Origin of the sequence: Citrobacter sp. Cb004 (assembly GCF_030337065.1) — a bacterium.
GTDB lineage: Bacteria > Pseudomonadota > Gammaproteobacteria > Enterobacterales > Enterobacteriaceae > Citrobacter > Citrobacter braakii.
The window spans coordinates 152059-177715 of record NZ_JAOWCH010000066.1 but is presented as its reverse complement, the minus strand read 5'-3'; the positions used below and the strand labels follow the sequence as shown (position 1 = coordinate 177715).

At 52.0% G+C, this 25657-nt stretch carries 26 protein-coding genes and 1 tRNA gene; 13 read left to right on the top strand and 14 right to left on the bottom strand.

Annotation, left to right across the window (positions count from 1 at the left end):
* Positions 1-3: 3 nt before the first annotated feature.
* Positions 4-80, bottom strand: a tRNA-Arg gene (locus tag OGV65_RS18120).
* A 39-nt stretch (positions 81-119) separates the two neighbouring features.
* On the bottom strand, positions 120-299 hold the full coding sequence (locus OGV65_RS18115) for a hypothetical protein (protein WP_016152134.1): 180 nt from the start codon (positions 297-299) through the stop codon (positions 120-122).
* A 37-nt stretch (positions 300-336) separates the two neighbouring features.
* Here OGV65_RS18115 and fimW point away from each other — a divergent pair, with 37 nt between their 5' ends.
* The 3 genes from fimW (at position 337) to fimZ (ending at position 3258) form a co-directional block, all read left to right on the top strand.
* Positions 337-930 carry a fimbria biosynthesis transcriptional regulator FimW gene (gene fimW, locus OGV65_RS18110; protein ID WP_016155913.1) on the top strand — a complete coding sequence of 198 codons (594 nt, stop codon included), beginning with the start codon at positions 337-339 and terminating at the stop codon, positions 928-930.
* A 385-nt stretch (positions 931-1315) separates the two neighbouring features.
* The gene (gene fimY, locus OGV65_RS18105) at positions 1316-2038 is read left to right on the top strand and encodes a fimbria biosynthesis regulator FimY (protein WP_047501853.1); all 723 of its coding nucleotides are present in this window, start codon (positions 1316-1318) and stop codon (positions 2036-2038) included.
* Positions 2039-2625: 587 nt separating this feature from the next.
* Complete coding sequence (fimZ, locus tag OGV65_RS18100) at positions 2626-3258, top strand: fimbria biosynthesis transcriptional regulator FimZ (protein WP_016152131.1); 633 nt, start codon at positions 2626-2628, stop codon at positions 3256-3258.
* A 49-nt stretch (positions 3259-3307) separates the two neighbouring features.
* On the opposite strand, the gene sfmF is transcribed toward fimZ, so the two are convergent.
* From sfmF to fimA, 6 genes are all read right to left on the bottom strand, one after another.
* On the bottom strand, positions 3308-3844 hold the full coding sequence (sfmF, locus tag OGV65_RS18095; protein ID WP_286455299.1) for a fimbria assembly protein: 537 nt from the start codon (positions 3842-3844) through the stop codon (positions 3308-3310).
* Entirely contained in the window at positions 3837-4844 is a 1008-nt protein-coding gene (gene fimH / locus OGV65_RS18090) for a type 1 fimbria D-mannose specific adhesin FimH (protein WP_047501858.1), read from the bottom strand. The genes sfmF and fimH overlap by 8 nt, the downstream gene beginning before the upstream one ends.
* Before the next feature lie 4 nt (positions 4845-4848).
* On the bottom strand, positions 4849-7470 hold the full coding sequence (locus tag OGV65_RS18085; RefSeq protein ID WP_200079454.1) for a fimbrial biogenesis usher protein: 2622 nt from the start codon (positions 7468-7470) through the stop codon (positions 4849-4851).
* Positions 7471-7477: 7 nt separating this feature from the next.
* On the bottom strand, positions 7478-8170 hold the full coding sequence (gene fimC / locus OGV65_RS18080; protein WP_141874934.1) for a type 1 fimbria chaperone FimC: 693 nt from the start codon (positions 8168-8170) through the stop codon (positions 7478-7480).
* A 41-nt stretch (positions 8171-8211) separates the two neighbouring features.
* The gene (fimI, locus tag OGV65_RS18075) at positions 8212-8745 is read right to left on the bottom strand and encodes a type 1 fimbrial protein subunit FimI (RefSeq protein ID WP_016152126.1); all 534 of its coding nucleotides are present in this window, start codon (positions 8743-8745) and stop codon (positions 8212-8214) included.
* A 77-nt stretch (positions 8746-8822) separates the two neighbouring features.
* Positions 8823-9377, bottom strand: a complete 555-nt coding sequence (gene fimA, locus OGV65_RS18070) for a type 1 fimbrial major subunit FimA (protein ID WP_032931075.1) — start codon at positions 9375-9377, stop codon at positions 8823-8825.
* 575 nt (positions 9378-9952) lie between these two features.
* Between fimA and folD the strand changes: the two genes are divergently transcribed.
* The 3 genes from folD (at position 9953) to OGV65_RS18055 (ending at position 11681) form a co-directional block, all read left to right on the top strand.
* The gene (gene folD / locus OGV65_RS18065; protein ID WP_003021887.1) at positions 9953-10819 is read left to right on the top strand and encodes a bifunctional methylenetetrahydrofolate dehydrogenase/methenyltetrahydrofolate cyclohydrolase FolD; all 867 of its coding nucleotides are present in this window, start codon (positions 9953-9955) and stop codon (positions 10817-10819) included.
* A gap of 1 nt (position 10820) precedes the next feature.
* On the top strand, positions 10821-11033 hold the full coding sequence (gene ybcJ, locus OGV65_RS18060) for a ribosome-associated protein YbcJ (protein ID WP_016152124.1): 213 nt from the start codon (positions 10821-10823) through the stop codon (positions 11031-11033).
* 123 nt (positions 11034-11156) lie between these two features.
* A complete protein-coding gene (locus OGV65_RS18055; RefSeq protein WP_046276061.1) occupies positions 11157-11681 on the top strand; it encodes a metal-dependent hydrolase in 525 nt (174 codons plus the stop codon).
* 90 nt (positions 11682-11771) lie between these two features.
* Here OGV65_RS18055 and cysS read toward each other — a convergent pair whose 3' ends face one another.
* Positions 11772-13157: a cysteine--tRNA ligase gene (gene cysS, locus OGV65_RS18050; protein WP_006685638.1), complete on the bottom strand. Its 1386-nt coding sequence runs from the start codon at positions 13155-13157 to the stop codon at positions 11772-11774.
* Between the two features lie 173 nt (positions 13158-13330).
* Between cysS and ppiB the strand changes: the two genes are divergently transcribed.
* The 4 genes from ppiB to purK all read left to right on the top strand — a co-directional run bounded on the left by ppiB (position 13331) and on the right by purK (position 16297).
* Positions 13331-13825, top strand: a complete 495-nt coding sequence (gene ppiB / locus OGV65_RS18045; protein ID WP_003021875.1) for a peptidylprolyl isomerase B — start codon at positions 13331-13333, stop codon at positions 13823-13825.
* 2 nt (positions 13826-13827) lie between these two features.
* Positions 13828-14550 (top strand): UDP-2,3-diacylglucosamine diphosphatase, encoded by a 723-nt coding sequence (gene lpxH, locus OGV65_RS18040; RefSeq protein ID WP_046276062.1) that lies wholly within the window; start codon positions 13828-13830, stop codon positions 14548-14550.
* A 173-nt stretch (positions 14551-14723) separates the two neighbouring features.
* A complete protein-coding gene (gene purE, locus OGV65_RS18035; RefSeq protein WP_016152120.1) occupies positions 14724-15233 on the top strand; it encodes a 5-(carboxyamino)imidazole ribonucleotide mutase in 510 nt (169 codons plus the stop codon).
* The gene (purK, locus tag OGV65_RS18030; RefSeq protein WP_286455298.1) at positions 15230-16297 is read left to right on the top strand and encodes a 5-(carboxyamino)imidazole ribonucleotide synthase; all 1068 of its coding nucleotides are present in this window, start codon (positions 15230-15232) and stop codon (positions 16295-16297) included. The genes purE and purK overlap by 4 nt, the downstream gene beginning before the upstream one ends.
* Before the next feature lie 39 nt (positions 16298-16336).
* On the opposite strand, the gene OGV65_RS18025 is transcribed toward purK, so the two are convergent.
* From OGV65_RS18025 to OGV65_RS18010, 4 genes are read right to left on the bottom strand one after another with little or no spacing between them, the layout of a single operon-like run.
* Complete coding sequence (locus OGV65_RS18025; protein ID WP_126955892.1) at positions 16337-17230, bottom strand: carbamate kinase; 894 nt, start codon at positions 17228-17230, stop codon at positions 16337-16339.
* Between the two features lie 3 nt (positions 17231-17233).
* Positions 17234-18043, bottom strand: a complete 810-nt coding sequence (locus OGV65_RS18020; RefSeq protein WP_200107509.1) for an oxamate carbamoyltransferase subunit AllH family protein — start codon at positions 18041-18043, stop codon at positions 17234-17236.
* Between the two features lie 11 nt (positions 18044-18054).
* A complete protein-coding gene (locus OGV65_RS18015) occupies positions 18055-19314 on the bottom strand; it encodes a YlbE family protein (protein WP_181220713.1) in 1260 nt (419 codons plus the stop codon).
* 9 nt (positions 19315-19323) lie between these two features.
* Complete coding sequence (locus OGV65_RS18010; protein WP_200107508.1) at positions 19324-20991, bottom strand: acyl-CoA synthetase FdrA; 1668 nt, start codon at positions 20989-20991, stop codon at positions 19324-19326.
* Positions 20992-21307: 316 nt separating this feature from the next.
* On the opposite strand from OGV65_RS18010, the gene allD reads away from it, so the two are divergent.
* The 3 genes from allD to allE are packed head-to-tail and all read left to right on the top strand — an operon-like array spanning position 21308 to position 24410.
* Positions 21308-22357, top strand: coding sequence for an ureidoglycolate dehydrogenase (allD, locus tag OGV65_RS18005; RefSeq protein ID WP_286455297.1), 1050 nt, complete (start codon positions 21308-21310; stop codon positions 22355-22357).
* A 21-nt stretch (positions 22358-22378) separates the two neighbouring features.
* The gene (gene allC, locus OGV65_RS18000; RefSeq protein WP_200107506.1) at positions 22379-23614 is read left to right on the top strand and encodes an allantoate deiminase; all 1236 of its coding nucleotides are present in this window, start codon (positions 22379-22381) and stop codon (positions 23612-23614) included.
* A 10-nt stretch (positions 23615-23624) separates the two neighbouring features.
* The gene (gene allE / locus OGV65_RS17995) at positions 23625-24410 is read left to right on the top strand and encodes a (S)-ureidoglycine aminohydrolase (RefSeq protein WP_181220717.1); all 786 of its coding nucleotides are present in this window, start codon (positions 23625-23627) and stop codon (positions 24408-24410) included.
* An 81-nt stretch (positions 24411-24491) separates the two neighbouring features.
* On the opposite strand, the gene glxK is transcribed toward allE, so the two are convergent.
* Positions 24492-25640: a glycerate 3-kinase gene (gene glxK, locus OGV65_RS17990; protein ID WP_286455336.1), complete on the bottom strand. Its 1149-nt coding sequence runs from the start codon at positions 25638-25640 to the stop codon at positions 24492-24494.
* Positions 25641-25657 lie beyond the last annotated feature (17 nt).

Sequence of the window (25657 nt, the reverse complement as noted above, 5' to 3'; positions counted from 1 at the left end):
AAATGGTACGCCCTGTAGGATTCGAACCTACGACCTACGGCTTAGAAGGCCGTTGCTCTATCCAACTGAGCTAAGGGCGCATTGCGAAGTGATTACTTCATGCAGATGAAACGCGTGAATTATACGGTCAGCGCTTGCTGAGTCAATGCCTTTTGTTTCGGTTGCTGGCGAAGTGTACGAATGTTGATTTTTTCTGCTCGTTCAAAGGTATCCAGGAAATCACCTGGTAACAACTCAGCCCGCAAAACGTCAGATTTAGGGATGCATGTATTTAGAATATTTATGATTTTGCTTAACATTCCTTTATCCCCTCTCCAGTGGTTCAGGAACTCTTTAATGTTAAGTATCGCCATCAAGGAAGAAAACAGTCACTTCGAACATGGACTGAAAATCATCATCTCCCATCTGGCAAATCAGTGGCATCAGGAGATTAGCTTTTTACCTGTCGAAGATATCGATCGCGCTGAAATCGCGTTTATCTCACTGGATGAAGATTGGCTCAGCGCCGATTGTTACATGGTTCCTGTCCACACCAGGCGCCAACACCGGGTGGTCATCTGTAGCAAAAACGACAAAGATAAGCTGATGTTCCGCCCCTGCCTGTACATGTTGCCACTGATTTATCGGGAAGATGACGTAGACGAGATAACCAAAAAACTGGTCCTCATCCTGCAAAAACGCGCACTGCGCACTAGCGTGCCCGCGACTATCTGCCATTACTGCACCACCCGCAACTTTTCTATCGAAGAACGCCAGTTCTTAATGTTTCTCGCCAGCGGGTATACGTTAGCCGAAACGGCTCACCTGCTCTCAGTCAGCGATATCCAGGCCAAAGCGACCCGCCGCAGCATTATGAAAAAGCTGCATGTGAAAAACGATCAGCAATTCTTAAGATACATCCGCGCACATCTGAACTTTCTGCAAAATTAGACGGGGTATCTCTGCCTAATTTTTATTGAGAAATATCTCATCATCGATTAAGCATCGGCTCCTACTGTACCTGGCTTCAGGCTGCGAGAATAATCCGGCCATACTATTTCCGGGGAAAAAGAAAGACACACCCGGTAATATTTTATCTAATCTCAGAGAGAGGTTGAACTGGATAAAACGATCTTTTGGGCATTGAGTAAGACATCAGAAAACTTCCGGCAAATTATTCTGATGGGGTACGCAATCGCCAGTCTGATGATTGTTGAAGCACTGAAACCCAACGGCATAAGTCAACTCACCTTTGCGCTGACAAAAGTTTGCTTCAGGGATGTCTGTAGTCAGCAATTTATCCAGACCTGCCGCAACAGAAATGGAATGGAAAAGGATGCACAGTGCAAAACGCCGGGACCGCTATCGCCGTATACGAAACGCTAACTGTAGCTGGCAATTTCCCCACTGTACCTCACAGGTATTTGACCGGATCGAGTATCTGGCGCAAAAACTCGAATGCACCTTACCAGACGGCACTATATCTCAGGCGATAATTACGACAGACTACTATCTGGCCTATGCGCTGAGTCGACATTTATTCTCAGGTACTCGCACGGCGATCTTCCAGAGCGTTGAATCGACCTTGCTCAGCATGCAAGAGCCGGTAATTAGCCAGTTAGTGATTGACATTGAAAGCTTAACAACCCCTTATTTCGATATACTTGAAAGCCTGCGCCAGCTAATTAAGAAGCATAATGACATCCAAATCTTCATAATGCTTTCCAGTCGCGATGAAGACCTCACTACATTTATTACACTGTCCGGTCCATTTTATATCTTGCCACGCAATTTGCGCCTCCCCGAGATGCGTCATGCCTTATTATCTCCGGTTCTTAGCTATATTCATTCCAGACGCATAAATCAGCTCGACTGGGAGCTGATTACCTTACTATTACAGGGTAACTCCTTAAAAAAGATTGCATTGTTACAGACACAACCCTATCACCGTATCATTTATCGCCTGAATCAGTTGATTACGCGCCTTGGATTACCCAGCAGGCAGCGCTTTTTGCATCTGATACACCGCCTCAACGTTACCTCTACCCATTTAATTTAACACCATAACTCATTGTGCTATAAGATTTTTTAGGAAATTACTTATTTTCAAATAAGAAAACAGATCTAATTTTTACAAATATTTAATATTTACAACTATTCCTGGTATTATGCCTGGAGCCACTCCCACACTTAACCTTACTGATCCTGTGCATTTCAATAGAAAATAGTCCCATTGCAGTCTTAACAAAACCTAAACAATTGGTTTATTGTGTCGTTTTTACTGTTTAAAAAAAATTTTCAATCTGCCATAATTCGAACCGCAGATAAATAATACCAATAGTCATTAACACATCTGGATCTTTCAGAATATCCTAACTGACATTAACAACCAGGATGTTGTAAGTCTTTTCCGAATGAGCAGAGCAGGTATAATCCCCACAGTTTCCTGATTAATTGTTAGTTTTCCCGGTGTGAAATGGATTTTCCACAAATTCATTGTTCTGCAGAAGAACAACCGAATAAACAAGGATGAAATAATATTTATTCGGCTCTCCCTCAGAACAATTCTTGGCTATTTGACAATATTATAACGCCTGATGTTTTATCAAATTCGCAAGATACGCAAACAGTTTGAGGCATACAACAATGAAACCAGCATCCGTTATCATTATGGACGAACACCCTATTGTCAGAATGTCGATAGAAGTACTACTCGAGAAAAACAGTAATATTCAGGTAGTGTTGAAAACCGATGACAGCCGTACGGCAATAGAACATCTGCGCACGTACCCGGTCGATCTTGTCATCCTGGATATTGAACTGCCTGGTTCTGATGGGTTTACATTACTCAAAAGAATAAAATCATTGCAGGAGAAAACTCGGGTACTGTTTCTGTCCTCAAAATCCGAGTCGTTTTATGCCGGGCGTGCTATCCGGGCCGGTGCAAATGGGTTTGTCAGTAAACGAAAGGATCTCAATGATATCTACAATGCGGTAAAAATGATTTTATCGGGATATTCCTTTTTCCCTTCGGATACCCTTAATTTCATTAACAATATAAATGCACAAAAGGGCGTCTTACATGACATGCCGCTCTCTAACCGTGAAGTTACCGTTTTGCGTTATCTGGCAAACGGGCTATCCAATAAGGAAATTGCTGAGCAGTTGTTACTCAGCAATAAAACGATTAGCGCTCACAAGGCTAATATCTACTCCAAGCTCGGGTTGCACACCATCGTTGAGCTGATCGATTACGCAAAAATGCATGAATTAATGTAATAACACTCCCGGCGAGATTTCGTTCGGGAGTGTTTTGTTAGCGCATTGATTAGTTATAGTTAATCATGAACGTGGCATCAGCCCTGGCAATGCCAGGCTGAACCCCAGCAGCTAACGCGATATAGTTTGCGAAAAAGGTCAGCGTGGCGTTGCCGTTGTCATCAATCCCCACGGTCTGGCTGGCCTGCTCGAGCGGCAATCGCGTACGGTCGCTGTCGTGCAGTTCGATCGCCACCTTTTGCGCCATCACCGCGTCATCAAGCGCCAGCAACGTCGTGCCTGGGGCCGGAGTTCCGGAAAACGTTATCGAAGCGGATCCCGGCGGGCAGCCTTCTAGCTTCAGCGTAAACGCGACCGGTTGAGTGGTATCTCCGCTGGTCTGAAGCTGCTTTGTCGGCCAGGTGCCTAGCTCCACAGACTTATTGCTGTCGCCGGCAATTACCGCGCAGGTAAAGTCCACCACGTTACCGCGCAGTTCAATATTGATTTCCCCCAGCGACGAAGCGGCATGGCACAACGAGCTGAATGTCAGCAGGCACACTATTGCCAGAAGTGTCCCTGCGGCTGGCGTTTGTTTGTTAGTCATAATCCACTCGCAGATAGCCACGGGCTGTAAAAGGTCCTTCGGTAGGCTTATTGCCCGTTACGCTGACCGGCCATGTTCGAATACCCACGCTCGCCGCGGCGTTATCATCCAGTTGAAACGGGATAGTGCTGGACAGATTATTGGGCGTTAGCGGTTTACCGCTGCTGTCGGCGACAATAAAACCTAAATCCGGGTTGTCAGATACCATCATTTGCCCGGTGGCTTTCTCGGCCTCTACACGCATGGTTAAGTAGGCCTGTGCAGCGACGTTGGTGCATTTTATCGCCACCGTTTTGGTCTGCGGATTGATGCCTTCAGGCCGGTTTCCCGCTCCTGCCTTGCTAAACAGCGATGCGCCAATATCACCAAAATCAAACTCAACAATCTGCCCAGCGTTTACTTCGCAGTTTTGTGGAACCTCCACCTTGCCGCTGTAGCTGATGGTATAAACCGGCACGCTTAGCGCATCTCCGGTACTGGTCGTGACATAGACGCTGAACATCGTCTGCCGCGGAATCGGCACCATGTTAATAAACGGGCGGATCACTTTGAGCTTAAACACCAGCTTTGAATCCATCACGCCAAAAGGCTGCTGCTTAGGTACGTTTGGGTGAGTCCCCATGCGAATGTAATTACGCGGGGGATAAAATAACCCGGCATAGTCATCAGTTATGCTCATGGCCCCCAGCAGGTAGTCATTGAGCTTCAGATACTGAAAACCGCCTTCGGTACTTTGCACCGGAAGTTCAGTGGCATAGCTTCGATAGGTGTAATTTACCGTTGTCCCGGCCGGACAGGTGGCCTTCACGCCAACCCAGCCAGATTTTTCCGGTAACGTCACCACCTGTCCCGGCTGGTTGTTACTACTGTTGAAGACATTCGACAGATCGTAAAAAACATCCGTTGACGTGCCATTCGAGTTTTGGCAGACCGTCGCCCAGGACGAATGGGTCATCAGCAGTAAAGCGCTTCCCAGTAACAAACCCGTTTGTCGTTTCATCGTATTATTCCTGTCGTGCTGACGGAGATTCGCACGTCACGTTCGTGAGCGTTACCGCTTGTTTCAGGCTCTCCTCTGGCAAGGCATAGCGCGCCACGCAGCGTGCGTTCGCGCCTTCCCCCCATTGGATCAACAACTCGCCTTTTAGCGGCAAGCCGCTCAGGTAGATTTGCCCGTCTTCACCCACCATGCTGGTCACGCCGCTGGTGTTTTCACGCACGACGGAGCCAAACGGCACTGGTTTACCGGCATGTTTGGCGGTAATCAGCGCCCGCACACCGATTCGTGTATCAAACGCCGCCCGCACCAGCGCCCCTTTCGTTGGCACTACGCTACTGACGTTATTCTCCACATCGGTATTGTTGTTCATGGAATTGGTGTCTAACGCGACGCGGTTATAGCGATAGACGGTGGCATATGGCATCACCGCGTATCCGCGCCAGTCGGTTTGAACGCCGGTCTGGTTCTCTATCCGTACACCCTGCGCGCCCGGCGCTTTAATCAGCACGTTGGTATCGCCCAGAGGCTGACTGAGCGTAATGCCGTCCGCATGCCCCACCACGCCGCCGGAGAGCTGCCAGTTGTAGTCATGCTGGTCACGGTCGTAGTTGTAACCCACGCCCAGCGTGCCATAGGCCGCCTGCCAGTTGGCGCTGGCGTTTCCGCTATAGCCATTGGTGCTGCTGTGCCCCTGATTCACGCTGTAGCTCAGATTGCGCCCATCCAGCAACGTACCGCCGATCCCGCTCTGCCAACTGTTCTGTCCGTTGCTATTACGGTTGGCATTAAAGGTGGCGTAGGTGCGATCGAGGGCGTTATCACGCGAGTAACGCCGTCCGCTCAGCAGGCTGAACGGTACTGACATATTGAACGCCAGAATACGGTCGGTGTCGGAGATGCCAACCGATTCATTCCACGACCAGGAGAGTGAATAGCTAATCCCCTGCCAGCCGCTGGCATAGCCCAGTTGATACCAGGTATTGGTGTCTGAAGTATTCCAGTACGTCTGCTGACTACCCGAGATATACAGCGATCCGTAATCCCCCAGATTCTGCGAAATGTTAATCTGGAAACGGCCCTTTTTGCTGTAGCTCAGGTTGTGGTAACTCGTCACATTGGGCACGTCGTGGCGATTGCCCTCACTGTCGTATTCGTACTCATAGCCTTCCATACTGCGATACGCCACATCGTCGAGGGTATAGAAGCCACGCGTTGAGTAGCGATACCCCAACAGCTGGAAGTTAGTGCCAAAATTGTTCAGCGATTTCGCATACAAGAAACGTAGCGACTGCCCCTGGTGCGTACTGTCATCCGCCAGTTGGCTGCGCGCATGGGTGAGATCGACAGAAACCGCCCCCCAGTCCCCCAGGTTTCGACCGGTGCCTAAAACCACCGCAGTGTAACGTGAGGCCAACTGCGTACCACCGTATGCGGTATAGCCCTCTGGTAACCCGGCAATTAATGTTCCCTGAAAAAAGAACGGTGAAGATTGCTGGCTATTGCCGCTGCGAAAATCCCCGGCGACAACGTCATATTTGAAACGCCCTTCTCGCTGTAATAAGGGAACGGTGGAGTACGGCACCGTATAGCGTTGCTGGCTGCCGTCCTTCTCATCCACCGTGACCTCAAGATCACCGCTGGATGACGTTGGGTTGAGATCGGTTATCGAGAAAGCGCCGGGTGAAACATAGCTTTGATAAATCACATAGCCATTCTGACGAATGGTCAGTTTCGCTGCGGTACGCGCAATGCCGCGAACGGTAGGCGCGTAGCCCTGTAAGCTGTCGGGATACATACTGTCTGAGGAATAGAGTCGCGCACCGCGAAACCCGACGCTGTCAAAAACGTCGTTGCCAGTGTTGCTGTCGCCCATCACCAGTTCGCCCTTCAGCGGGACAATTGCGCGCTGAAGCCATGTACCGATGTTTTTCCAGCTTTGTGAGTGGTATCCGTCGCCCCTAGAGTAGCTCCACGCACCGTTGTTTCTCAACCGCCAGGGGCCATAGTTCAGACCACTGAGCATACTGAGGAAATAACTGTCAGTATCACTGCCGCGGCTGCCGGTAAAGCTGTAGTTAACCAGCGCGGCCGGGATCCCTTCATCCCACTCTTCCGGTGGAATATAGCCGCGCGCGCTGTTTAACATTGACGCCTGTGGCAGGCTGACGTTTAAGCGCAGGGTAGAAAAATCAAACGCAATCTCGCTGCCGGGAATCGCCTCAGGTAGATTGATACAGGTATCGTTCGGATCCTTACTGAGTGCCGGAAACGCGGCGATATTGACGCCAAGGCGCTTCACCCAGTCGAGTCCAAAGCACGGCATCAGCCCACCGGACTTCTCCCCGGCTTTTGCCGCACTGGTAGTAAAACGAATATCCTGAGTGGCAACAAACTCATCGTTGCGCCAGATATCCACGCGATAAACGCCTTCAGGCTGGTGATTGCCTTTTTCAAAACGTGATAAATCCGCCACGGTTGCCGTATCCGCAGATAAAAAGGCCGGATTAAAATAGCTTTCCCCATAGCTTAGAGAGGGAAAGAGCGCCGCCAGCGTGGACAACGCCACCCCCGCCAGCGGTGGCGTAACCCCCGGTAACAGGCCGGGAAAATACGTTGTCTTATTCATCGTTATCTCAACGCACACTAACCGTTTTGGCCGGGGTCACAGCGCCATAATCATTGACCGTCTGGAACGTGACGTTGCCCTGAACGCCCGTGGGTAGCAGGACCTGCGCATCGCTTTTCGGCGCAATCATCACGTTATCAACCTTCGTTTTCCCCACATTGAGATTGACCAACGTGACGTAATACGCTGACGGATTGTTGATTTTCAGGTGGTTGCCGGAGCGGGAAAAGGTCAGCATTCCTGGTGCATCTTCCGGGATTTGCGGCAGATTATTCGGACGAACAAAAAGTTTGATGCGTGACAGAATTGCCAGTTGCAGAACGTTTTTGCCCTCAAGGCTGTTTTTATTGACTGACGGAATGGCTTTGACGTTCATCCAGAACAGCGACTCACGGTCTTTGGGCAGCGGTTCACCGGCATAGATGATACGCAGCGTGTTTTCGCTTTTGGGTTCACTAACAAACAGCGGAGGCGTAACCACAAACGATTTTTCTTTAGCGCCGACGCTATTCTCAATCCATGAATTTACCAGGTAACGTTCTTTGGTATCGCTATTGCTAATAGACAGGGACGTTTGTTTAGCATCGGCCGGATAAATAACGCGAGTGGCGCCTAATGCAATGCCTCCGGCAGCCTGAACACTGGCAGCAGAAAATAAGGCCAATAAAAGGATAAAACCTGATTTTAGATAATTAAACATAGCTAAAAATACCTTTGATGCGATTATCGTTGGGAAATAAATCAGGGATAAACCAACGTAAACCACACGTCTGAGCGAAGCGTTCCCGGCGTTATATTTTCCGAGACAGCCCGATAGCGGGCAGTAAAATGAAACGTCATCTCTTGCGTTATAATCGGCGCATAATGAAGCGGCAGGGCATTCGGTATAATTTGCCGTTGGCGCTCGTCAAATAACGCCAGGCCAATCCCCGAAGCCGCAGACGCATCGCCGCTGGCAAGAAAAACCTGCGGATCTTCCGCTGGCGTCACGCCCGCAAACGCAATCCCAACATGGTCATAAACATCGGAGCTGCACGACGTTAAGCGCAGTGAAAACGGTACGCTGGTAGAGGCGAAGCTTCCCGTCCCAGAGAAAGCATTGGTGCGATACTGCCCCATTTGCACCCGCATATCCTGACTGTCAGTGGCGACCGTACAGGCGCCGTTGACGAGCTGCCCCCGTAAGTGAACGCGGCCACTTTCCAGTATTACCGTATGTGAAAGCACAGGCATTACGCACAGCATTCCCGCCAGCGCCACGCCTTTCCCTATCATCTGCCGCATCCTTCATCATCCCCGGATATTGCCTCATCCATTGAGGCGAACGTCATCCTTGCGCAAATCAAAACGGCTTATTCGTACTTCATGATGAATGTCGCGTCGGCATTTGCCTGACCCGGCGTTGCGCTTGCGGCAGTGGCTTTGTAACGTGCAGAGAAACGCAGGGTGTTGGTCCCTTCTACCAGCGCCTGAGCGGTAGAGAAGGTTGCGCCATCCGGCTTCAGCGCGGTGGACGTATTGTCCAGAATTTCAATCCCAACACCGCCCGCAGTTGTACCGTTGTCTGCAGAAGAGACGGCCAGCAGGTTGTTATTGGTATTATCGGACTGGCCAGAGAAAGCAACGGCTGCAGTTGCGGCAACGTTCGGGTCACAGTCGTTCAGCACGATAGAGAACGGAATTTGTGCTGTAGTGTCACCCACTGCGGCAAAACTGGCAGTACGATACTGGCCTAACGTCACAACCTGATCAGATGACTGAGTACTGACTGCACAGGCTGCATTGACCAGTTCACCTTCAAAATGCACAGTACCGCCGCTAACGCTTACCGGATCGGCTGCAACCGCTGCACCGGCGACTAACATCAGGCTGGCAATAACAGAAGAGGTCATTAATTTACGTTTCATGGATTTCCCTTGAATTACACACATCCGGCTCCAGCATCCTGCGGGATCCGTTTGAATCATTATCGACATTAAATGTCAGGCTAATTATCTCTGCATCCTGTAAAGATATATATCGCATGAGAATTAGCTAACCTTTTACCCCAATTCTCCTGAGTATTTGATTCACTAATTATTCCTCGCGAATATGACTATTCGTCACAGCGATAAATTAAACATTTCAATTAATGAAAAATACCTGCAAATCCTTTTAATGACCCTGGCTAATTCTTAATGGGACCTAGGAAAAATCTGGGTGGGAATGAGGTAAAATCCCTCATAATTAACCGTAACAGACTGGTTTGTGGCGCATTACCCCTGAATATACCAGGGTGATGAGTTGTTTCATTCACGTTAATTTTAATTAGCATGCTCATTAATTATCCGTAAGGCTTAAGCCTCTGTACTGACCCCATTCGCAGATCGTGACGCCCCCTGACGCACGTAAAAATGCAAACGAAAACTGACAGCACGTCCCGCTTCTGACAAAATAGCGGCATCCCCTTCGATTTAACGTAACAGACGGAATCCTCTCTCTGATGGCAGCAAAGATTATTGACGGTAAAACGATTGCGCAGCAGGTGCGCTCTGAGGTTGCTCAAAAAGTTCAGGCGCGTTTAGCGGCTGGATTACGCGCCCCAGGCCTGGCTGTTGTGCTGGTAGGTAGCAACCCGGCTTCGCAGATTTATGTCGCGAGTAAACGCAAAGCCTGTGACGAGGTGGGGTTTGTCTCCCGCTCCTATGACCTGCCTGAAACCACCAGCGAGGCGGAGCTGCTCGAGCTGATCGATACGCTCAATGCAGATACCACCATCGACGGTATTCTGGTCCAGCTACCGTTACCTGCGGGTATCGACAACGTTAAAGTTCTCGAGCGTATTGCGCCGGATAAAGACGTTGACGGTTTCCACCCGTATAACGTTGGTCGCCTGTGCCAGCGTGCGCCGCGCCTGCGCCCGTGTACTCCGCGCGGTATTGTGACTCTGCTTGAGCGTTACAATATCGACACCTACGGTCTGAATGCGGTCGTTATTGGCGCGTCGAATATTGTTGGCCGCCCGATGAGCATGGAGCTGCTGCTGGCTGGCTGCACCACCACCGTCACCCACCGGTTCACCAAAGATCTGCGTCGCCATGTAGAGCATGCAGACCTTCTGATTGTTGCCGTCGGCAAACCTGGCTTTATTCCCGGCGAGTGGATCAAAGAAGGTGCGATTGTGATTGATGTCGGCATCAACCGTCTGGAGAATGGTAAGGTTGTTGGCGATGTGGTCTTTGAAGATGCTGCCGCACGCGCGTCATATATCACGCCGGTACCCGGCGGCGTAGGCCCAATGACGGTCGCCACACTTATCGAAAACACGCTGCAGGCGTGTGTTGAATATCATGATGTAAAGGACGTTTAAGATGGCGACATTTTCACTGGGTAAACACCCACACGTTGAACTCTGCGATTTACTGAAGCTGGAAGGCTGGAGCGAAAGCGGCGCCCAGGCAAAAATTGCTATTGGCGAAGGGTTAGTGAAGGTCGATGGTGCGGTAGAAACGCGTAAACGCTGCAAAATCGTTGCCGGACAGACCGTCAGCTTTGAAGGCCACAGCATTAACGTCGTGGCGTGATCCCAGGAGCCGGATGAGGTTAACCCCTGTCCGGCCACTTCCTCTCTCGTTTTCAGATAATGACTTCATCACCACTTCACAGTGAACTGTTAGCATGTTGTTTTTCCACATGAAGCGATCATCATGCCAACAATCGTTACCCACGCTGCCGTTCCACTCTGTTTAGGATTAGGTCTCGGGCGTAAAGTCATCCCCCCGCAATTACTGTTTACTGGCGTCATTCTGGCTATGCTGCCGGATGCCGACGTACTGTCGTTTAAGCTTGGCGTCGCCTACGGCAACGTGTTTGGTCACCGCGGTTTTACCCATTCGCTGCTGTTCGCCTTCGTGGTACCGCTGCTCTGCGTATGGATGGGTCGACGATGGTTTAAGGCAGGATTAATTCGCTGCTGGCTATTCCTGACGGTTTCACTGCTGTCGCACAGCCTGTTGGATTCGGTCACCACTGGCGGCAAAGGCGTCGGCTGGCTGTGGCCGTGGTCGGATGAACGCTTCTTTGCACCGTGGCAGGTGATTAAAGTCGCCCCGTTTGCGCTATCACGCTACGCCACACCATACGGGCACCAGGTGATAATTTCGGAGTTGATATGGGTATGGCTACCGGGAGTTATGATGATGGGGGTGCTGTGGTGGTATCGGAAATATTAATTTGCCGGATACGACAAGCGTCTTATCCGACCGACATTCGTAAATTGATTGCCGGACAGGGCGCGAGCCGCCATCCGGCAATCAATATCATTACTTACGGCGCCAGGTAGTGCCCTGCGGGCCATCTTCCAGCACGATACCCATCTCATTGAGACGGTCACGCGCGGCGTCAGCTGCCGCCCAGTCTTTGGCTTTACGGGCATCCAGACGCTGCTGGATTAACGCTTCAATTTCAGCAACTTCACCGTCATCCGCCTGCGCACCGCTTTGCAGGAATGCTTCGGGCTCCTGTTCCAGCAGGCCCAGCACGCTGGAAAGCTTACGCAGATGCGAAGCCATACCGTTAGCCGCCGCCATATCTTCACCCTTCAGGCGGTTAACCTCACGCGCCATATCAAACAGCACGGAGTAGGCTTCCGGCGTATTGAAGTCATCGTCCATCGCTTCAATAAAGCGCGCTTCAAAGGCTTCGCCACCGGCTGGGGCAACGGACTTATCGGTGCCGCGCAGCGCGGTATACAGACGCTCCAGTGCAGAGCGCGCCTGCTTCAGGTTCTCTTCGCTGTAGTTTAACTGGCTACGGTAATGACCAGACATCAGGAAGTAGCGAATGGTTTCGGCGTCGTAGTATTTCAGCACGTCACGCACGGTAAAGAAGTTGCCCAACGATTTGGACATTTTCTCCCGGTCAACCATCACCATCCCAGAGTGCATCCAGTAATTAACGTATTCACCGTCATGCGCACAGGTGGACTGAGCGATTTCGTTTTCATGGTGCGGGAACATCAGATCCGAACCACCGCCATGAATATCAAAATGGTTGCCCAACTGTTTGCAGTTCATCGCCGAACATTCGATGTGCCAGCCAGGACGACCCGCGCCCCACGGAGACGGCCAGCTCGGCTCGCCTTCTTTGGACATTTTCCACAGCACGAAGTCCATCGGGTTGCGCTTCACATCAACCACATCAACGCGTGCGCCCGCCTGCAGCTGATCCAGATCCTGGCGTGACAGCTGACCATAGTTCGGGTCAGTCGGCACGTCGAACATCACGTCGCCGTTATCAGCGACATATGCGTGACCTTTGGCAATCAGCTGTTCAGTGATTTCAATAATCTCAGCGATATGGTGCGTAGCGCGCGGCTCCAGATCCGGGCGCAGAATATTCAGCGCGTCGAAATCGCTATGCATTTCCGCGATCATTCTGTCGACCAACGCCACAAAGCTCTCACCGTTTTCATTCGCGCGCTTGATGATTTTGTCATCGATATCAGTAATATTGCGCACATACTTCAGCTTATAGCCGAGGAAGCGCAGATAGCGCGCGACAACGTCGAAAGAAACGAAGGTACGTCCGTGGCCAATATGACAGAGATCGTAAACGGTAATACCACACACGTACATGCCGACTTCCCCGGCATGAATAGGTTTGAATTCCTCTTTTTGGCGCGTCAGTGTATTAAAGATTTTTAACATCGAAGATTCCGTGTAGACGTGTGTGGATAGTAAAGTCTGTATAATACCCATAATTTAGACCGGAAGCAGCACACTTTGCGAGGTGATCGCAGCTTGCGGTTATGCTATAACACACCCCTAACTCTGACCCTTCACGGGGTCGAAGCACCAATCTATCGGAACAGGATGCAAAAATGGTTACTTTCCACACTAATCACGGCGATATCGTAATCAAAACGTTTGATGATAAAGCGCCTGAAACAGTTAAAAACTTCCTGGACTACTGCCGCGAAGGTTTTTACAACAACACCATTTTCCACCGTGTTATTAACGGTTTCATGATCCAGGGCGGCGGTTTCGAACCGGGCATGAAGCAAAAAGCCACGAAAGAAGCGATCAAAAACGAAGCGAACAACGGTCTGAAAAACACCCGTGGTACGCTGGCGATGGCGCGTACTCAGGCTCCGCACTCCGCAACCGCACAGTTCTTCATCAACGTTGCAGACAACGACTTCCTGAACTTCTCCGGCGAAAGCATGCAGGGTTGGGGTTATTGCGTGTTTGCTGAAGTTGTTGAAGGCATGGACGTGGTTGATAAAATCAAAGGCGTTTCCACTGGTCGCAGCGGTATGCACCAGGATGTGCCAAAAGAAGACGTCATCATCGAAAACGTGACCGTCAGCGAGTAATCGTGACGACACTGTTTATTGCAGATCTTCACCTCTGCACAGAAGAACCGGCGATCACCGCCGGTTTTCTGCGTTTTTTAGCCGGTGATGCGCGAAAAGCTGATGCACTGTACATTCTCGGCGACCTGTTTGAAGCCTGGATTGGCGACGACGACCCAACCCCACTGCATCATGAAATAGCCGCGGCGATAAAATCACTGGTTGATTCCGGCGTTCCCTGCTTTTTTATTCACGGCAACCGAGATTTTCTGCTCGGCAAACGTTTTGCCCGTGAAAGCGGCATGAGCTTGCTGCCTGAGAAAAAAGTACTCAACCTGTATGGCCGCAAGGTATTGATCATGCATGGCGACACTTTGTGTACAGACGATGCAGGCTATCAGGCGTTTCGCGCCAAAGTACATCAACCCTGGCTACAAAAGCTGTTCCTCTCCCTACCTCTGTTCGTTCGCCAACGTATCGCCGCGAAAATGCGCGCCAACAGCAAAGCGGCCAACAGCAGCAAGTCACTGGCGATCATGGATGTGAATCCGCAGGCTGTCATCACCGAGATGGAAAAGCATCAGGTCCAGTGGTTAATTCACGGCCACACCCACCGCCCGGCAGTCCACGAGCTTACGGCCAATGAGCAACCCGCTTTCCGCGTGGTATTAGGCGCATGGCACACCGAAGGGTCGATGATCAAAGTCACGCCAGATGACGTTGAACTGATCGCATTTCCGTTTTAATTCCGCAGATATCCAGTTCCTCTTTACACAAAACTCGTTGCGATGTAGCCAACTACAAAGGCTGCCTGAAGGGTGAAGTGTAAAGCGCGCAATCGTTTTCCTTGACGGCGAATTATGCTATTCTCTGTGGCCTCAAAAGTCGAGTGTAGTGCATCACAGGAGTTTTCAGACGCATGTCTTCCCGCAATAACCCGGCGCGTGTCGCCATCGTGATGGGGTCCAAAAGCGACTGGGCTACCATGCAGTTCGCCGCCGAAATCTTCGAAATTCTGAACGTGCCGCATCATGTTGAAGTCGTCTCCGCCCACCGCACCCCTGACAAGCTGTTTAGCTTCGCCGAAAGCGCAGAAGAGAACGGCTATCAGGTGATCATTGCCGGTGCTGGTGGCGCTGCGCATCTGCCGGGCATGATTGCGGCGAAAACGCTGGTGCCTGTTTTAGGCGTCCCGGTGCAAAGCGCGGCGCTGAGCGGCGTAGATAGCCTTTACTCCATCGTACAGATGCCGCGCGGTATTCCGGTCGGAACGCTGGCTATCGGCAAAGCGGGCGCGGCAAATGCGGCCCTGCTGGCAGCACAAATTCTGGCAACACACGACAAAGCATTACACCAGCGTCTGAACGACTGGCGCAAAGCACAAACCGACGAGGTGCTGGAGAATCCGGACCCGCGAGGTGCGGCATGAAGCAGGTCTGCGTACTCGGTAACGGTCAGCTAGGGCGCATGCTGCGCCAGGCCGGTGAGCCGCTGGGCATTGCGGTCTGGCCCGTCGGGCTGGATGCCGAACCAGCAGCGGTCCCTTTTCAGCAAAGCGTGATCACCGCTGAGATTGAGCGCTGGCCGGAAACGGCGCTCACCCGCGAGCTCGCGCGCCACCCGGCATTTGTCAACCGCGACGTTTTCCCGATTATTGCCGACCGTCTGACGCAAAAGCAGCTTTTTGACAAGCTCGGCCTGGCAACTGCGCCGTGGCAACTGCTGGCGGATAAAAGCGAATGGCCTGCAGTATTCGACAAACTCGGTGAGCTGGCGATCGTGAAACGTCGCGTCGGCGGTTACGACGGTCGTGGGCAGTGGCGTTTGCGCGCAAATGAAACCGAACAACTGCCGGACGACTGCTACGGCGAGTGCATCGTTGAGCAGGGAATCAACTTCTCTGGTGAAGTCTCATTGGTTGGCGCTCGTGCGCACGACGGTCGCACCGTCTTCTATCCGCTGACCCATAACCTGCACCAGGACGGCATTCTGCGCACCAGCGTGGTCTTCCCGCAGGCTAACGGCAAACAGCAGAAACAGGCCGAAGCGATGCTCTCAGCCATCATGCAGGAGCTGGGCTATGTCGGCGTGATGGCGATGGAATGTTTCATCACCCCGGAAGGTCTGCTGATTAACGAACTGGCTCCACGCGTGCACAACAGCGGGCACTGGACGCAAAACGGTGCCAGCATCAGCCAGTTTGAGCTGCACCTGCGCGCCATTACCAACCTGCCGTTACCCACGCCGGTAGTGAACACTCCTTCGGTGATGGTAAATCTGATTGGTAGCGACCTGAACTACGACTGGCTGAAGCTGCCGCTGGTGCATTTGCACTGGTATGACAAAGAGGTGCGTGAAGGGCGTAAAGTGGGACACCTGAACCTGAGCGACAGCGATACCGCGCGTCTTAGCGCGACGCTGGAAGCGCTTATCCCTCTGCTGCCGCCGGAATATGCCAGCGGTATTATCTGGGCGCAGTCAACGCTGAAATAAGCCGATATGGGCGGCGTGTTTACACACGCCGCCCATTTTTTACAGACGGATACAGGTTCCGGCTTTGCCCGCCAGCGTATCTTCAATACGTGACAACGCGCCAATCCAGGCCGGTTTCCCACGTCGTTTCACATATCCGCTGACGGCGGTGACCTTTGGTCCCATCGAACCATCGGCTTTAGCAAACGGCGCTAGTTCATCAGGAGAGGCCTGACGAATCGCGCGCTGCTCCGGCGTCCCCCAGTTTTCATAGACCGCATCGGCATCGGTCAGAATGACCAGACCATCAGCATCAATCTGTTCAGCCAGCAACGCCGCAGCCAGATCCTTATCAATGACCGCTTCAGACCCTAATCCTTCGCCAGTAACAGGTACGCCGCCTCCCCCGCTGCAAATTACCACATGCCCTTCTTTAAGTAAGAGCTTAATGGCATCGCTTTCTACAATCTGGCGAGGTTCTGGCGAAGCGACAACGCGCCGCAGGTATTTGCCGTCACGCTTCATATGCCAGCCGTAGGTGGCTTCCAGTTGCGTTTGTTCTTCGGGCGAATATACCGGGCCGATAAATTTCTCCGGTGCCATAAACGCAGGATCGTCCTCTGACACAACAATCCGTGTTAACACCGTGGTCACCGGCGGCATCTCCGGTTCAGCGGTCAGGCTCTGGGCCAACATATAACCAATCATGCCCTGAGTCTCGGCAACCAGCACATCTAATGGATAAGGCTCGACCTCCTTCCAGGCAAGATTCTGTAACGACAGCAGGCCAACCTGCGGTCCGTTGCCATGTACAATAGCCAGACGGTACGAGCGCGCCAGACGCGCCAGGGCAGGTACGGCGCTGGCAATATTACGATATTGATTTTCTGCGGTCAGCGCCTCGCCGCGCTGCAATAATGCGTTGCCACCAAGAGCAACAACCAGCGTTTTCATTCCCTATCCTTCTATGATTTGTTGCCCAATCCAGAACCCCAACAGGGTGTCTGCACCGGAGGTATGCCCAAGCGCCAGCAGCGAATTTATCGCTGTGTCCAGCCTTTCCTGGCGACGCAAAGCATGGGTGAAGTGGAGTAAAGGTGAAGCGAAGTAACCTGATGCCGCGTAGCGTAGGTAGCTCACGCTAACCACAGTCGTCGCCTGCTCAAGGTAGCCGGAATCATCAAAGAAACGGTGACCGGAAACCTTATTCAGCGCGCCGAAATACCAGGCCGCCAGCAGCATGCCAGTCAATGTATCATCATGACTGGGCGTTAAACCGGGCCCTTTGCCTAACCACTGTCGCCAGTCTGTCGGCATCCCCGCAAGCGCCGAGAAAAAGCAGTGGCGGAACTGACGTAGCTCGGGGCACAAAGGCAGGTTTGCCGCCAGCATTAATGGCCCGAACAATCCCGTTTCCTCGCCGCGCTCCATCCAGTCGGGTGCAAGGCGCGGGGAATGTGGACGGTAAGTTATTCTCAATGAACAGCGACGCTGCGGCTGGCACAGCAAAAATGGCCCCAACTGGATCCCCCCAGGGACAGCCAGAGGGGTTTCACTCCCACGTAACGCCGTACGCAGCGCATCAAAGTCATGCGTACGGATCACCCATCCTCCCGGGCTAAAGCCGCTACCCTGGCGGTGCAACGTCAACAGTGCGCCGCTTTCGGCCACAAGATTAATCGCGCGCCGCCAGATGCCGGACAACTGCCATACTTGGCGAAAATCCGCAGACTGCTGGCTGCCGAGCAGAGGATGGATGATCATCATGCGCCCCCCTTTTAGCTAATGCCCATGCTTTCAGCCAGCGCTTCCAGGGCCAGCTCAAAGCAAGCTAACGGCGCACGGACGGTTCCCGCGCCAATCTGGCCAATACCGGCCTCTTTATGCGCAATACCGGTATTGATCAGCGGCGTAATCCCCGTTTCGACCACGCGACGGATATCGAGTCCCAGGCAGGCCCCCTGGAAATCCCAGCCGGGGATCTGCAGCTGCATATTGCGCTCCAGATAGATTTCCGCCATCTCCTCGGACACGGATTTCGCGGCTTCCATCCCTCCGGCACCGACAAAACGCGTGACGCCAGGTGCGGCGATCATCGCTGCACCGCCAATGCCAAAAGTTTCGGTGATGGCGCTATCGCCCATATCCGGGTTTGCCTGCTCCTGTGAAAAACCAGTAAAGAACAGTCCCTGCGGTGTGTTAACAGGTGCGGTAAACCAGCGATCGCCAAGTCCGCTCACCCGAATTCCGAACATGTCGCCATTACGGGTCATCGCCGTCACAATACTGCCAGAACGCACAATCGCTCCGGCGTCCATCGCTGCTTTGCAGTAAGCCATCGCCAGGTTGAGGAAGAACTGGTCGGTTACGCTGAGGAAATCCATTACCTCAGCAATCTGCTGCTTATCATGTTGCAGACGGGCAATTTTCGGTGCCAGGGTTCGCATTAGCAGGGCTGAAGAGGCAATGTTGCGCTGATGGAACTCGTCCCCCATCGTAATGCCCTGCGCCATCATGGCGGTCAAATCAATACCCTGCTCCAAAGTGCCCAACGCTGCGCTTAAGACTGGCATCAGGACATCGCGCATCCAGCGTAAACGCTGCTGGACATCTTCTCCGTATGCGCCGAAACGCATCACTTTGCCAATGCCTTCGTTGAGATTGCAGTAAGCCCGGTTCCCTTCAGTGATGTTTTCCACCACCAGCATCGGCATGCTGGCAGAGGTGATTCCGCCCATTGGCCCCACGGCATTAACGTGATGGCAAGGTACAAAATTGATTTTCCCCTGCTCCAGTAATGCCAGCGCGCTCATTTCATCATTGGCCCACCCTTCGAAAAGGCATGCACCAATGCAGGCCCCTTTCATCGGGCCGGTCATCTCTTGCCAATGCATTGGCGGTCCTGCATGAAGCAGCGTTTTTCCTTCATTGAGTTCGCTGATTAACGAGGACGCGGGTTGCACATCCAGCCAGTGCGGGCGCGCACGACGAATTTGTTCGATTACTGCAGCATTGGCTTGCGCCACTGATGTAAACATTGGAACCCCTTATTGCAAACGTTCTAATAAACGAGCCAGTTTTTTGTTACCGCCAGCGACAGGCGCCCACTGGTAATGCACCACAGGCTTTTCTGCCGCCTGTAAATCCAGTGCAAAACTGCGTAACCCGGCATTAATGACCGCTACTTTTTCCAGTAGAGAAGGTGCGGATTGATGAGATAACGGTCGAGATGGCCGAATAAGTTCGGCGGCAAGCAGAGTTGCCTCAGGCAGTGAACTCACTACAGCGATACCGGCGTCCTCCAGCGTGGCGATTTGCAGTGAACGACACTGCGGATCGCGTTCTGTACCGGTCACCGTCGCAATCGCAAACAGCGGTTGCTCGATGTTTCGGGCAGCACATGCCTTTTGCCAGGCCTGAACCAGTGATGCCGCAGGGTCTGCCGTCGCACCGTAACCAATCACGACGTCGACCAATAACACCCGTACCTGCGGCTGCGAACCGAGATCCGTAATAAGCTGATTACGTAGTGCAGGATCGATCATCGGATGCGGCCGCCCGACGGTGTAAAAATCATCCCCCAGGTCAATAATCTGATGCCCGGCGGCATCCAGCATCATGCCGTGATGATGCTGAGCATCCGCAGCAACGTTAAGATGTGCAGCCAGCAGTCCCGCCGCTTCGGCAGCCAGCGTTCCTCCGGTATATAGCCCACGGATCAGTCCATCTCCCGTGGCAGCAAGCGCGCAGCGTCGCGCCGTGACTCGCGCCAGTAAACAGGCTAGACGGGCCGCATCATCCAGCGTCGATGCAAACCAGACGTTTTCATCACGGGCCGCTGTGCAGGTGTAACCTAAAAACAGGGCCACAACGGGTTTTCCCGTGGCTTTCATCGCCGTGACAATACGCTGACGAACAGCTTCCGCCGGTGGTTTAGACACAAAAGCCAGCACCTGGCTTTTATCATCTGTACCGAGCATCTCCAGCGCGGTAAGTGCGCTAATGCCCCCCACCTCAGCGCTCAGATCGCGTCCGCCCAGCCCGATGGCGTGAGTGATGCCTTCCCCGGCCAGCGCTATCTGTGAACAGAGCTCCTGGATCCCTGTGCCGGAGGCGCCTATCACACCAATATTGCCTTCCGGCATTACGTTGGCAAAAGCCAGCGGCGTACCGGCGATCATGGCGGTTCCGCAATCCGGTCCCATCACCAGCAGACCTTTATCTTGTGCGCGGCGCTTGAGATTGATTTCATCTTCCAGCGTGACGTTGTCGGAGAACATCATGACGTTCAGGTTGCGATCCAGCGCCTGGTTCGCCAGTTCTGCCGCGTATTCACCAGCAACAGAAATTAGCGTCATATTCGCCTCAGGCAATTTCTGACACGCACTTTCCCAGCGTCTGACCTGCAGTAGCGTTTGGCTTCCCCCGGTAGCCTGCGCCAGTTGCTGCAACGACTCATCCAGCTGTTGCAAAATGGCCTGCGTAATACTCTCATCCGCCGCTTCAGTACGAATAGCCACGCAAATATCATTCGGCGTAGCCTGATTAAAATCGTCATGCCAAAACCCGGTCGTTTCCAGTAACGATTTATTCGCCGGCGTTCCCATCATGACCGATACATCGTCTACATTTTCGGACTCACTCAGCTTACGTGAAATGATCATTAAACTGACAGAGTCCTGAAAACACCCTTTTTTAATAAAGGCGTGGATCATAACAACCCCTTAATAATTGCACCCATGGCAATTGCACGAGTAGTGTTAATGTGGAACTCAAGGTATATATCCAACATCACAAATAGAGTGACTGGCATCACACACAGATCATTAGCAAAAGAATTTTAATAACCACAGGAGGATTACATGTTATTTTCTAACGGCATTATTTATTTAAAAAGAAATGGCAAATCAGCAATGATTATCAAATAAATTCTAACTATATTTTTTTGCCTGTCTGGATCACATATTAGATTTATTTTCCCGGTATGTTAACGGCAGTCATGCTTCACACCGTCGTTAAAAAGGAAGACAGATGAAAATCAGTCGGGAAACACTCCACCAGCTTATCGAGAATAAGCTTTGCAAGGCCGGACTAAAACGAGAGCACGCCGCAACGGTTGCCGAGGTATTGGTTTATGCCGATGCCAGAGGCATTCATTCTCATGGCGCCGTTCGTGTTGAATACTATGCCGAGCGCATTTCAAAAGGCGGCACCAACCGCGAACCCACCTTTCGTTTTGAAGACACCGGTCCTTGCACAGCGATTTTACATGCCGATAATGCCGCCGGGCAAGTCGCAGCAAAGATGGGTATGGAGCATGCAATTGAAATTGCTAAAAAAAATGGCGTCGCCGTGGTCGGCATTAGCAGAATGGGACACAGCGGAGCCATTTCTTACTTTGTCCAGCAAGCCGCCCGTGCAGGCTTGATTGGCCTCTCCATTTGCCAGTCCGATCCAATGGTCGTACCGTTCGGCGGCGCGGAAATTTACTACGGAACCAATCCGTTAGCCTTCGCAGCGCCTGGGGTTGGCGACGATATCATGACCTTCGATATGGCGACGACGGTGCAGGCCTGGGGCAAAGTTCTGGATGCCCGCTCACGCAATGAACCGATCCCGGATACCTGGGCTGTCGATAAAAATGGCGCACCTACAGCCGATCCTTTTGCAGTCAATGCGTTGCTACCCGCGGCCGGACCAAAAGGGTATGGTCTGATGATGATGATCGATGTGTTATCCGGCATCCTGTTGGGGTTACCGTTTGGTCGTCAGGTCAGTTCTATGTATGAAGATCTGCATGCTGGACGTAATTTAGGCCAACTGCATTTAGTAATAAACCCCGAATTTTTCTCCTCCAGCCAATTATTTCGTCAGCATCTCAGCCAGACCATGCAAGAGTTAAATGCCGTTGCTCCTGCACCTGGTTTTAAACAGGTTTATTATCCCGGACAGGATCAAGATATTAATCAACGCAATGCTGCGATTCATGGTATCGACATTGTTGACGATATTTATCAATACCTGATTTCCGATGCTCTCTATATCAAGTCATACGAAACAAAGAATCCCTTTGCACAATAATTATTGAAACAGGAATTTCATATGATCAACCATTTTCGTCACGCAATAGAAGAATCCCTTCCCTGGCTCTCTTCCTTTGGCGCAGATCCTACCGGTGGGATGACGCGCTTGCTGTATTCGCCAGAATGGCTTGAAACACAACAGCAATTCAAAAAGCGTATGGATGCCAGCGGCCTGGAAACGCGCTTTGATGAAGTGGGCAATTTATATGGTCGCCTGCGCGGGAGCGAATCCCCGGAACAGGTCATTTTAAGCGGCTCGCATATTGACACCGTCGTTAACGGCGGCAATCTTGACGGCCAGTTTGGCGCGCTGGCGGCGTGGTTAGCGATTGACTGGCTTAAGACAACCTACGGCGCTCCACTGAAAACGGTCGAAGTGGTCTCCATGGCTGAAGAAGAAGGTAGCCGTTTCCCGTATGTTTTCTGGGGCAGCAAGAACATTTTTGGACTGGCAAATCCCGATGATGTCCGCAACATCCAGGACGCCAAAGGCACACGCTTTGTTGATGCGATGAACGCCTGCGGATTTACCCTCCCCACAGAACCACTACACGCTCGCAGTGACATCAAAGCCTTTGTTGAATTACATATCGAGCAAGGGTGCGTGCTTGAAAGCAATGGTCAGTCTATCGGGGTCGTCAGCGCGATTGTCGGGCAGCGTCGCTATACGGTAACGCTGAATGGCGAGTCTAACCATGCAGGTACAACGCCGCTGAGCTACCGTCGCGACACTGTTTACGCCTTCAGCCGTATCTGTAGCCAGTCGATTGAGAAAGCCAAAAAACATGGCGATCCTCTGGTTCTGACCTTTGGCAAAGTTGAGCCGCAGCCAAACACTGTCAACGTAGTGCCGGGAAAAACGACCTTCACCATCGATTGCCGTCATACCGACGCCGAAGTGCTGCGTGATTTTACTCAGCAACTGGAAAATGACATGCGCGCCATCTGCGACGAAATGGATATCGGCATTGATATCGATTTGTGGATGGACGAAACGCCAGTTCCGATGGATAGCAAACTGGTCGCCACCCTCACCAAACTGTGTGAAAAGGAACAGCTGAACTATCGCGTGATGCATAGTGGCGCGGGCCATGATGCGCAGATTTTCGCGCCCCGGGTGCCGACCTGCATGATATTCATTCCCAGCATTAACGGTATCAGCCACAACCCCGCTGAACGCACAAATATTAACGACCTTGCCGAAGGGGTCAAAACTCTGGCATTAATGCTTCATCAACTTGCCTGGCAAAAATAAGGAGTCAACAATGGGATATCTGAATAACGTCACGGGTTACCGCGATGATTTATTGGCTAACCGCGCAATTGTAAAACACGGTAACTTTGCCCTCTTAACCCCCGATGGACTGGTTAAAAATATCATTCCGGGTTTTGAAAACTGTGACGTCACCATCCTCTCAACGCCAAAACTGGGCGCGTCGTTTGTTGATTATCTGGTGACGGTACATCAGAACGGGGGCAACCAGAGCGGTTTCGGCGGCGAAGGCATTGAAACGTTCGTTTATGTTATTTCCGGCAAAATTGAGGCAAAAGCGGAAGGTAAAACATTCACTTTAACGCAGGGTGGATATCTGTACTGCCCGCCAGGCGAGCTGCTCACCTTTAGCAATGCTCAGGCTGAAGACAGCCAGCTGTTTTTATACAAACGTCGTTACATCCCCGTAGTGGGCCATGCGCCGTGGCTGGTCTCCGGTAACGCCAATCAGTTAGAACGCATCCATTACGAAGGTATGGATGACGTGATTCTGCTGGATTTCCTGCCTAAAGAATTGGGTTTCGATATGAATATGCACATTCTGTCGTTCGAGCCGGGCGCCAGCCACGGTTATATCGAAACACACGTCCAGGAACACGGCGCTTATATTCTTTCAGGCCAGGGAGTTTATAACCTCGACAATCAGTGGATCCCGGTGAAAAAAGGCGACTACATCTTTATGGGCGCTTATTCCCTGCAGGCCGGATACGGCGTGGGTCGTGGTGAAGCATTCAGCTACATCTACTCCAAAGATTGCAACCGGGATGTCGAGATTTAACAGCGTGCAGTCCTCCTGATACTTTTTTTTATTTAGCTATGTTGGGTTTTGCCACGGTATATACCGTGGCTTTTTTTATGCTTAACGCAGAGTCATCGCCTGACCCAGTTTCATCGCACAAGCGATATTACGCGCGCAGTGATAGAGATTAGTTTCACCGCTCGCCAGCACTTCTGCTAACGGCGCGAGTCGCGGTAGAATACTGAATACCGCATCGATACCATGGCTGTGCACCACCTCTACGCCGTCGCCCAACACCCCAGCAATACCAATAACGGGAACGTGATGCCGCATGGCCACCGACGCTACGCCGATTGGCGCTTTGCCACCGACCGTTTGTGAATCAATACGTCCCTCGCCGGTGATAACCAGCACCGCATCTTTGATTGCCCGCTCCAGATGTACAGCCTGCAGCACAATCTCGATCCCGGGTTTCATACTGGCCTGCAGGAAGATAACTGCAGCAATCCCCATTCCTCCAGCCGCCCCACCGCCAGGCATCTGAGCAACATCCTCACCGGTCAGGGTTTGCAGCACACGGGCATAGTTGAGTAGCCCTTCTTCCAGCATCTCAACCATCTCAGGCGTAGCCCCTTTCTGCGGGCCAAATACCCTTGCAGCACCGCGCGGACCAACCAGCGGATTATCGACGTCACAGGCAACGTCAATTCGACACGCTTTCAGCCGCGGATCGCACTGTTGCAGGTCGATGTGTGCAAGGCGAGACAGACTCCCACCCCCAGCACTTAATGACTTACCTTGCGCATCCAGAAAACGAACGCCAAGCGCCTGTGCCATCCCTATACCTCCATCAACCGTCGCACTCCCGCCAATACCAAGAATAATATGGCGAATACCAGCATCCAGCGCATGGCGAATCAGCTCACCAGTGCCGTAACTTGAGGCCAGCAATGGATTGCGCGCCTGCGGTTCGACCAGCATCAGCCCACTCGCCGCCGCCATTTCAATAATTGCGGTCTTACCATCCCCGGTCAGGCCATAAAATCCCTTTACCTGTCCCCCCATCGGCCCGCAGACTTCCACAGAGATAACTTTTCCTCCTGTCGCCGCCACCATTGCATCCACAGTTCCCTCTCCGCCATCAGCAACCGGTAAACAAATATATTCTGCATCCGGGAATATGGCCGAAAATCCAGCTTTAATTGCCTGGCAGCATTGGTCAGCGCTTAAGCTCTCTTTAAATGAATCTGGCGCAATTACAATTTTCATCATCAATCCTTTTTCAT

What these genes read in the sequence shown, in the direction of transcription:
- fimA (WP_032931075.1), bottom strand. Translation starts at nt 9,377, where the DNA reads ATGAAACGTAAATTAATGACCTCTTCTGTTATTGCCAGCCTGATGTTA.
- glxK (WP_286455336.1), bottom strand. Translation starts at nt 25,640, where the DNA reads ATGAAAATTGTAATTGCGCCAGATTCATTTAAAGAGAGCTTAAGCGCT.
- allE (WP_181220717.1), top strand. Translation starts at nt 23,625, where the DNA reads ATGGGATATCTGAATAACGTCACGGGTTACCGCGATGATTTATTGGCT.
- OGV65_RS18015 (WP_181220713.1), bottom strand. Translation starts at nt 19,314, where the DNA reads ATGTTTACATCAGTGGCGCAAGCCAATGCTGCAGTAATCGAACAAATT.
- purE (WP_016152120.1), top strand. Translation starts at nt 14,724, where the DNA reads ATGTCTTCCCGCAATAACCCGGCGCGTGTCGCCATCGTGATGGGGTCC.
- fimW (WP_016155913.1), top strand. Translation starts at nt 337, where the DNA reads ATGTTAAGTATCGCCATCAAGGAAGAAAACAGTCACTTCGAACATGGA.
- fimC (WP_141874934.1), bottom strand. Translation starts at nt 8,170, where the DNA reads ATGTTTAATTATCTAAAATCAGGTTTTATCCTTTTATTGGCCTTATTT.
- folD (WP_003021887.1), top strand. Translation starts at nt 9,953, where the DNA reads ATGGCAGCAAAGATTATTGACGGTAAAACGATTGCGCAGCAGGTGCGC.
- fimZ (WP_016152131.1), top strand. Translation starts at nt 2,626, where the DNA reads ATGAAACCAGCATCCGTTATCATTATGGACGAACACCCTATTGTCAGA.
- fimY (WP_047501853.1), top strand. Translation starts at nt 1,316, where the DNA reads ATGCACAGTGCAAAACGCCGGGACCGCTATCGCCGTATACGAAACGCT.
- OGV65_RS18115 (WP_016152134.1), bottom strand. Translation starts at nt 299, where the DNA reads ATGTTAAGCAAAATCATAAATATTCTAAATACATGCATCCCTAAATCT.
- OGV65_RS18020 (WP_200107509.1), bottom strand. Translation starts at nt 18,043, where the DNA reads ATGATGATCATCCATCCTCTGCTCGGCAGCCAGCAGTCTGCGGATTTT.
- fimH (WP_047501858.1), bottom strand. Translation starts at nt 4,844, where the DNA reads ATGAAACGACAAACGGGTTTGTTACTGGGAAGCGCTTTACTGCTGATG.
- OGV65_RS18055 (WP_046276061.1), top strand. Translation starts at nt 11,157, where the DNA reads ATGCCAACAATCGTTACCCACGCTGCCGTTCCACTCTGTTTAGGATTA.
- purK (WP_286455298.1), top strand. Translation starts at nt 15,230, where the DNA reads ATGAAGCAGGTCTGCGTACTCGGTAACGGTCAGCTAGGGCGCATGCTG.
- ybcJ (WP_016152124.1), top strand. Translation starts at nt 10,821, where the DNA reads ATGGCGACATTTTCACTGGGTAAACACCCACACGTTGAACTCTGCGAT.
- OGV65_RS18010 (WP_200107508.1), bottom strand. Translation starts at nt 20,991, where the DNA reads ATGATCCACGCCTTTATTAAAAAAGGGTGTTTTCAGGACTCTGTCAGT.
- allD (WP_286455297.1), top strand. Translation starts at nt 21,308, where the DNA reads ATGAAAATCAGTCGGGAAACACTCCACCAGCTTATCGAGAATAAGCTT.
- OGV65_RS18025 (WP_126955892.1), bottom strand. Translation starts at nt 17,230, where the DNA reads ATGAAAACGCTGGTTGTTGCTCTTGGTGGCAACGCATTATTGCAGCGC.
- fimI (WP_016152126.1), bottom strand. Translation starts at nt 8,745, where the DNA reads ATGATAGGGAAAGGCGTGGCGCTGGCGGGAATGCTGTGCGTAATGCCT.
- OGV65_RS18085 (WP_200079454.1), bottom strand. Translation starts at nt 7,470, where the DNA reads ATGAATAAGACAACGTATTTTCCCGGCCTGTTACCGGGGGTTACGCCA.
- allC (WP_200107506.1), top strand. Translation starts at nt 22,379, where the DNA reads ATGATCAACCATTTTCGTCACGCAATAGAAGAATCCCTTCCCTGGCTC.
- cysS (WP_006685638.1), bottom strand. Translation starts at nt 13,157, where the DNA reads ATGTTAAAAATCTTTAATACACTGACGCGCCAAAAAGAGGAATTCAAA.
- sfmF (WP_286455299.1), bottom strand. Translation starts at nt 3,844, where the DNA reads ATGACTAACAAACAAACGCCAGCCGCAGGGACACTTCTGGCAATAGTG.
- ppiB (WP_003021875.1), top strand. Translation starts at nt 13,331, where the DNA reads ATGGTTACTTTCCACACTAATCACGGCGATATCGTAATCAAAACGTTT.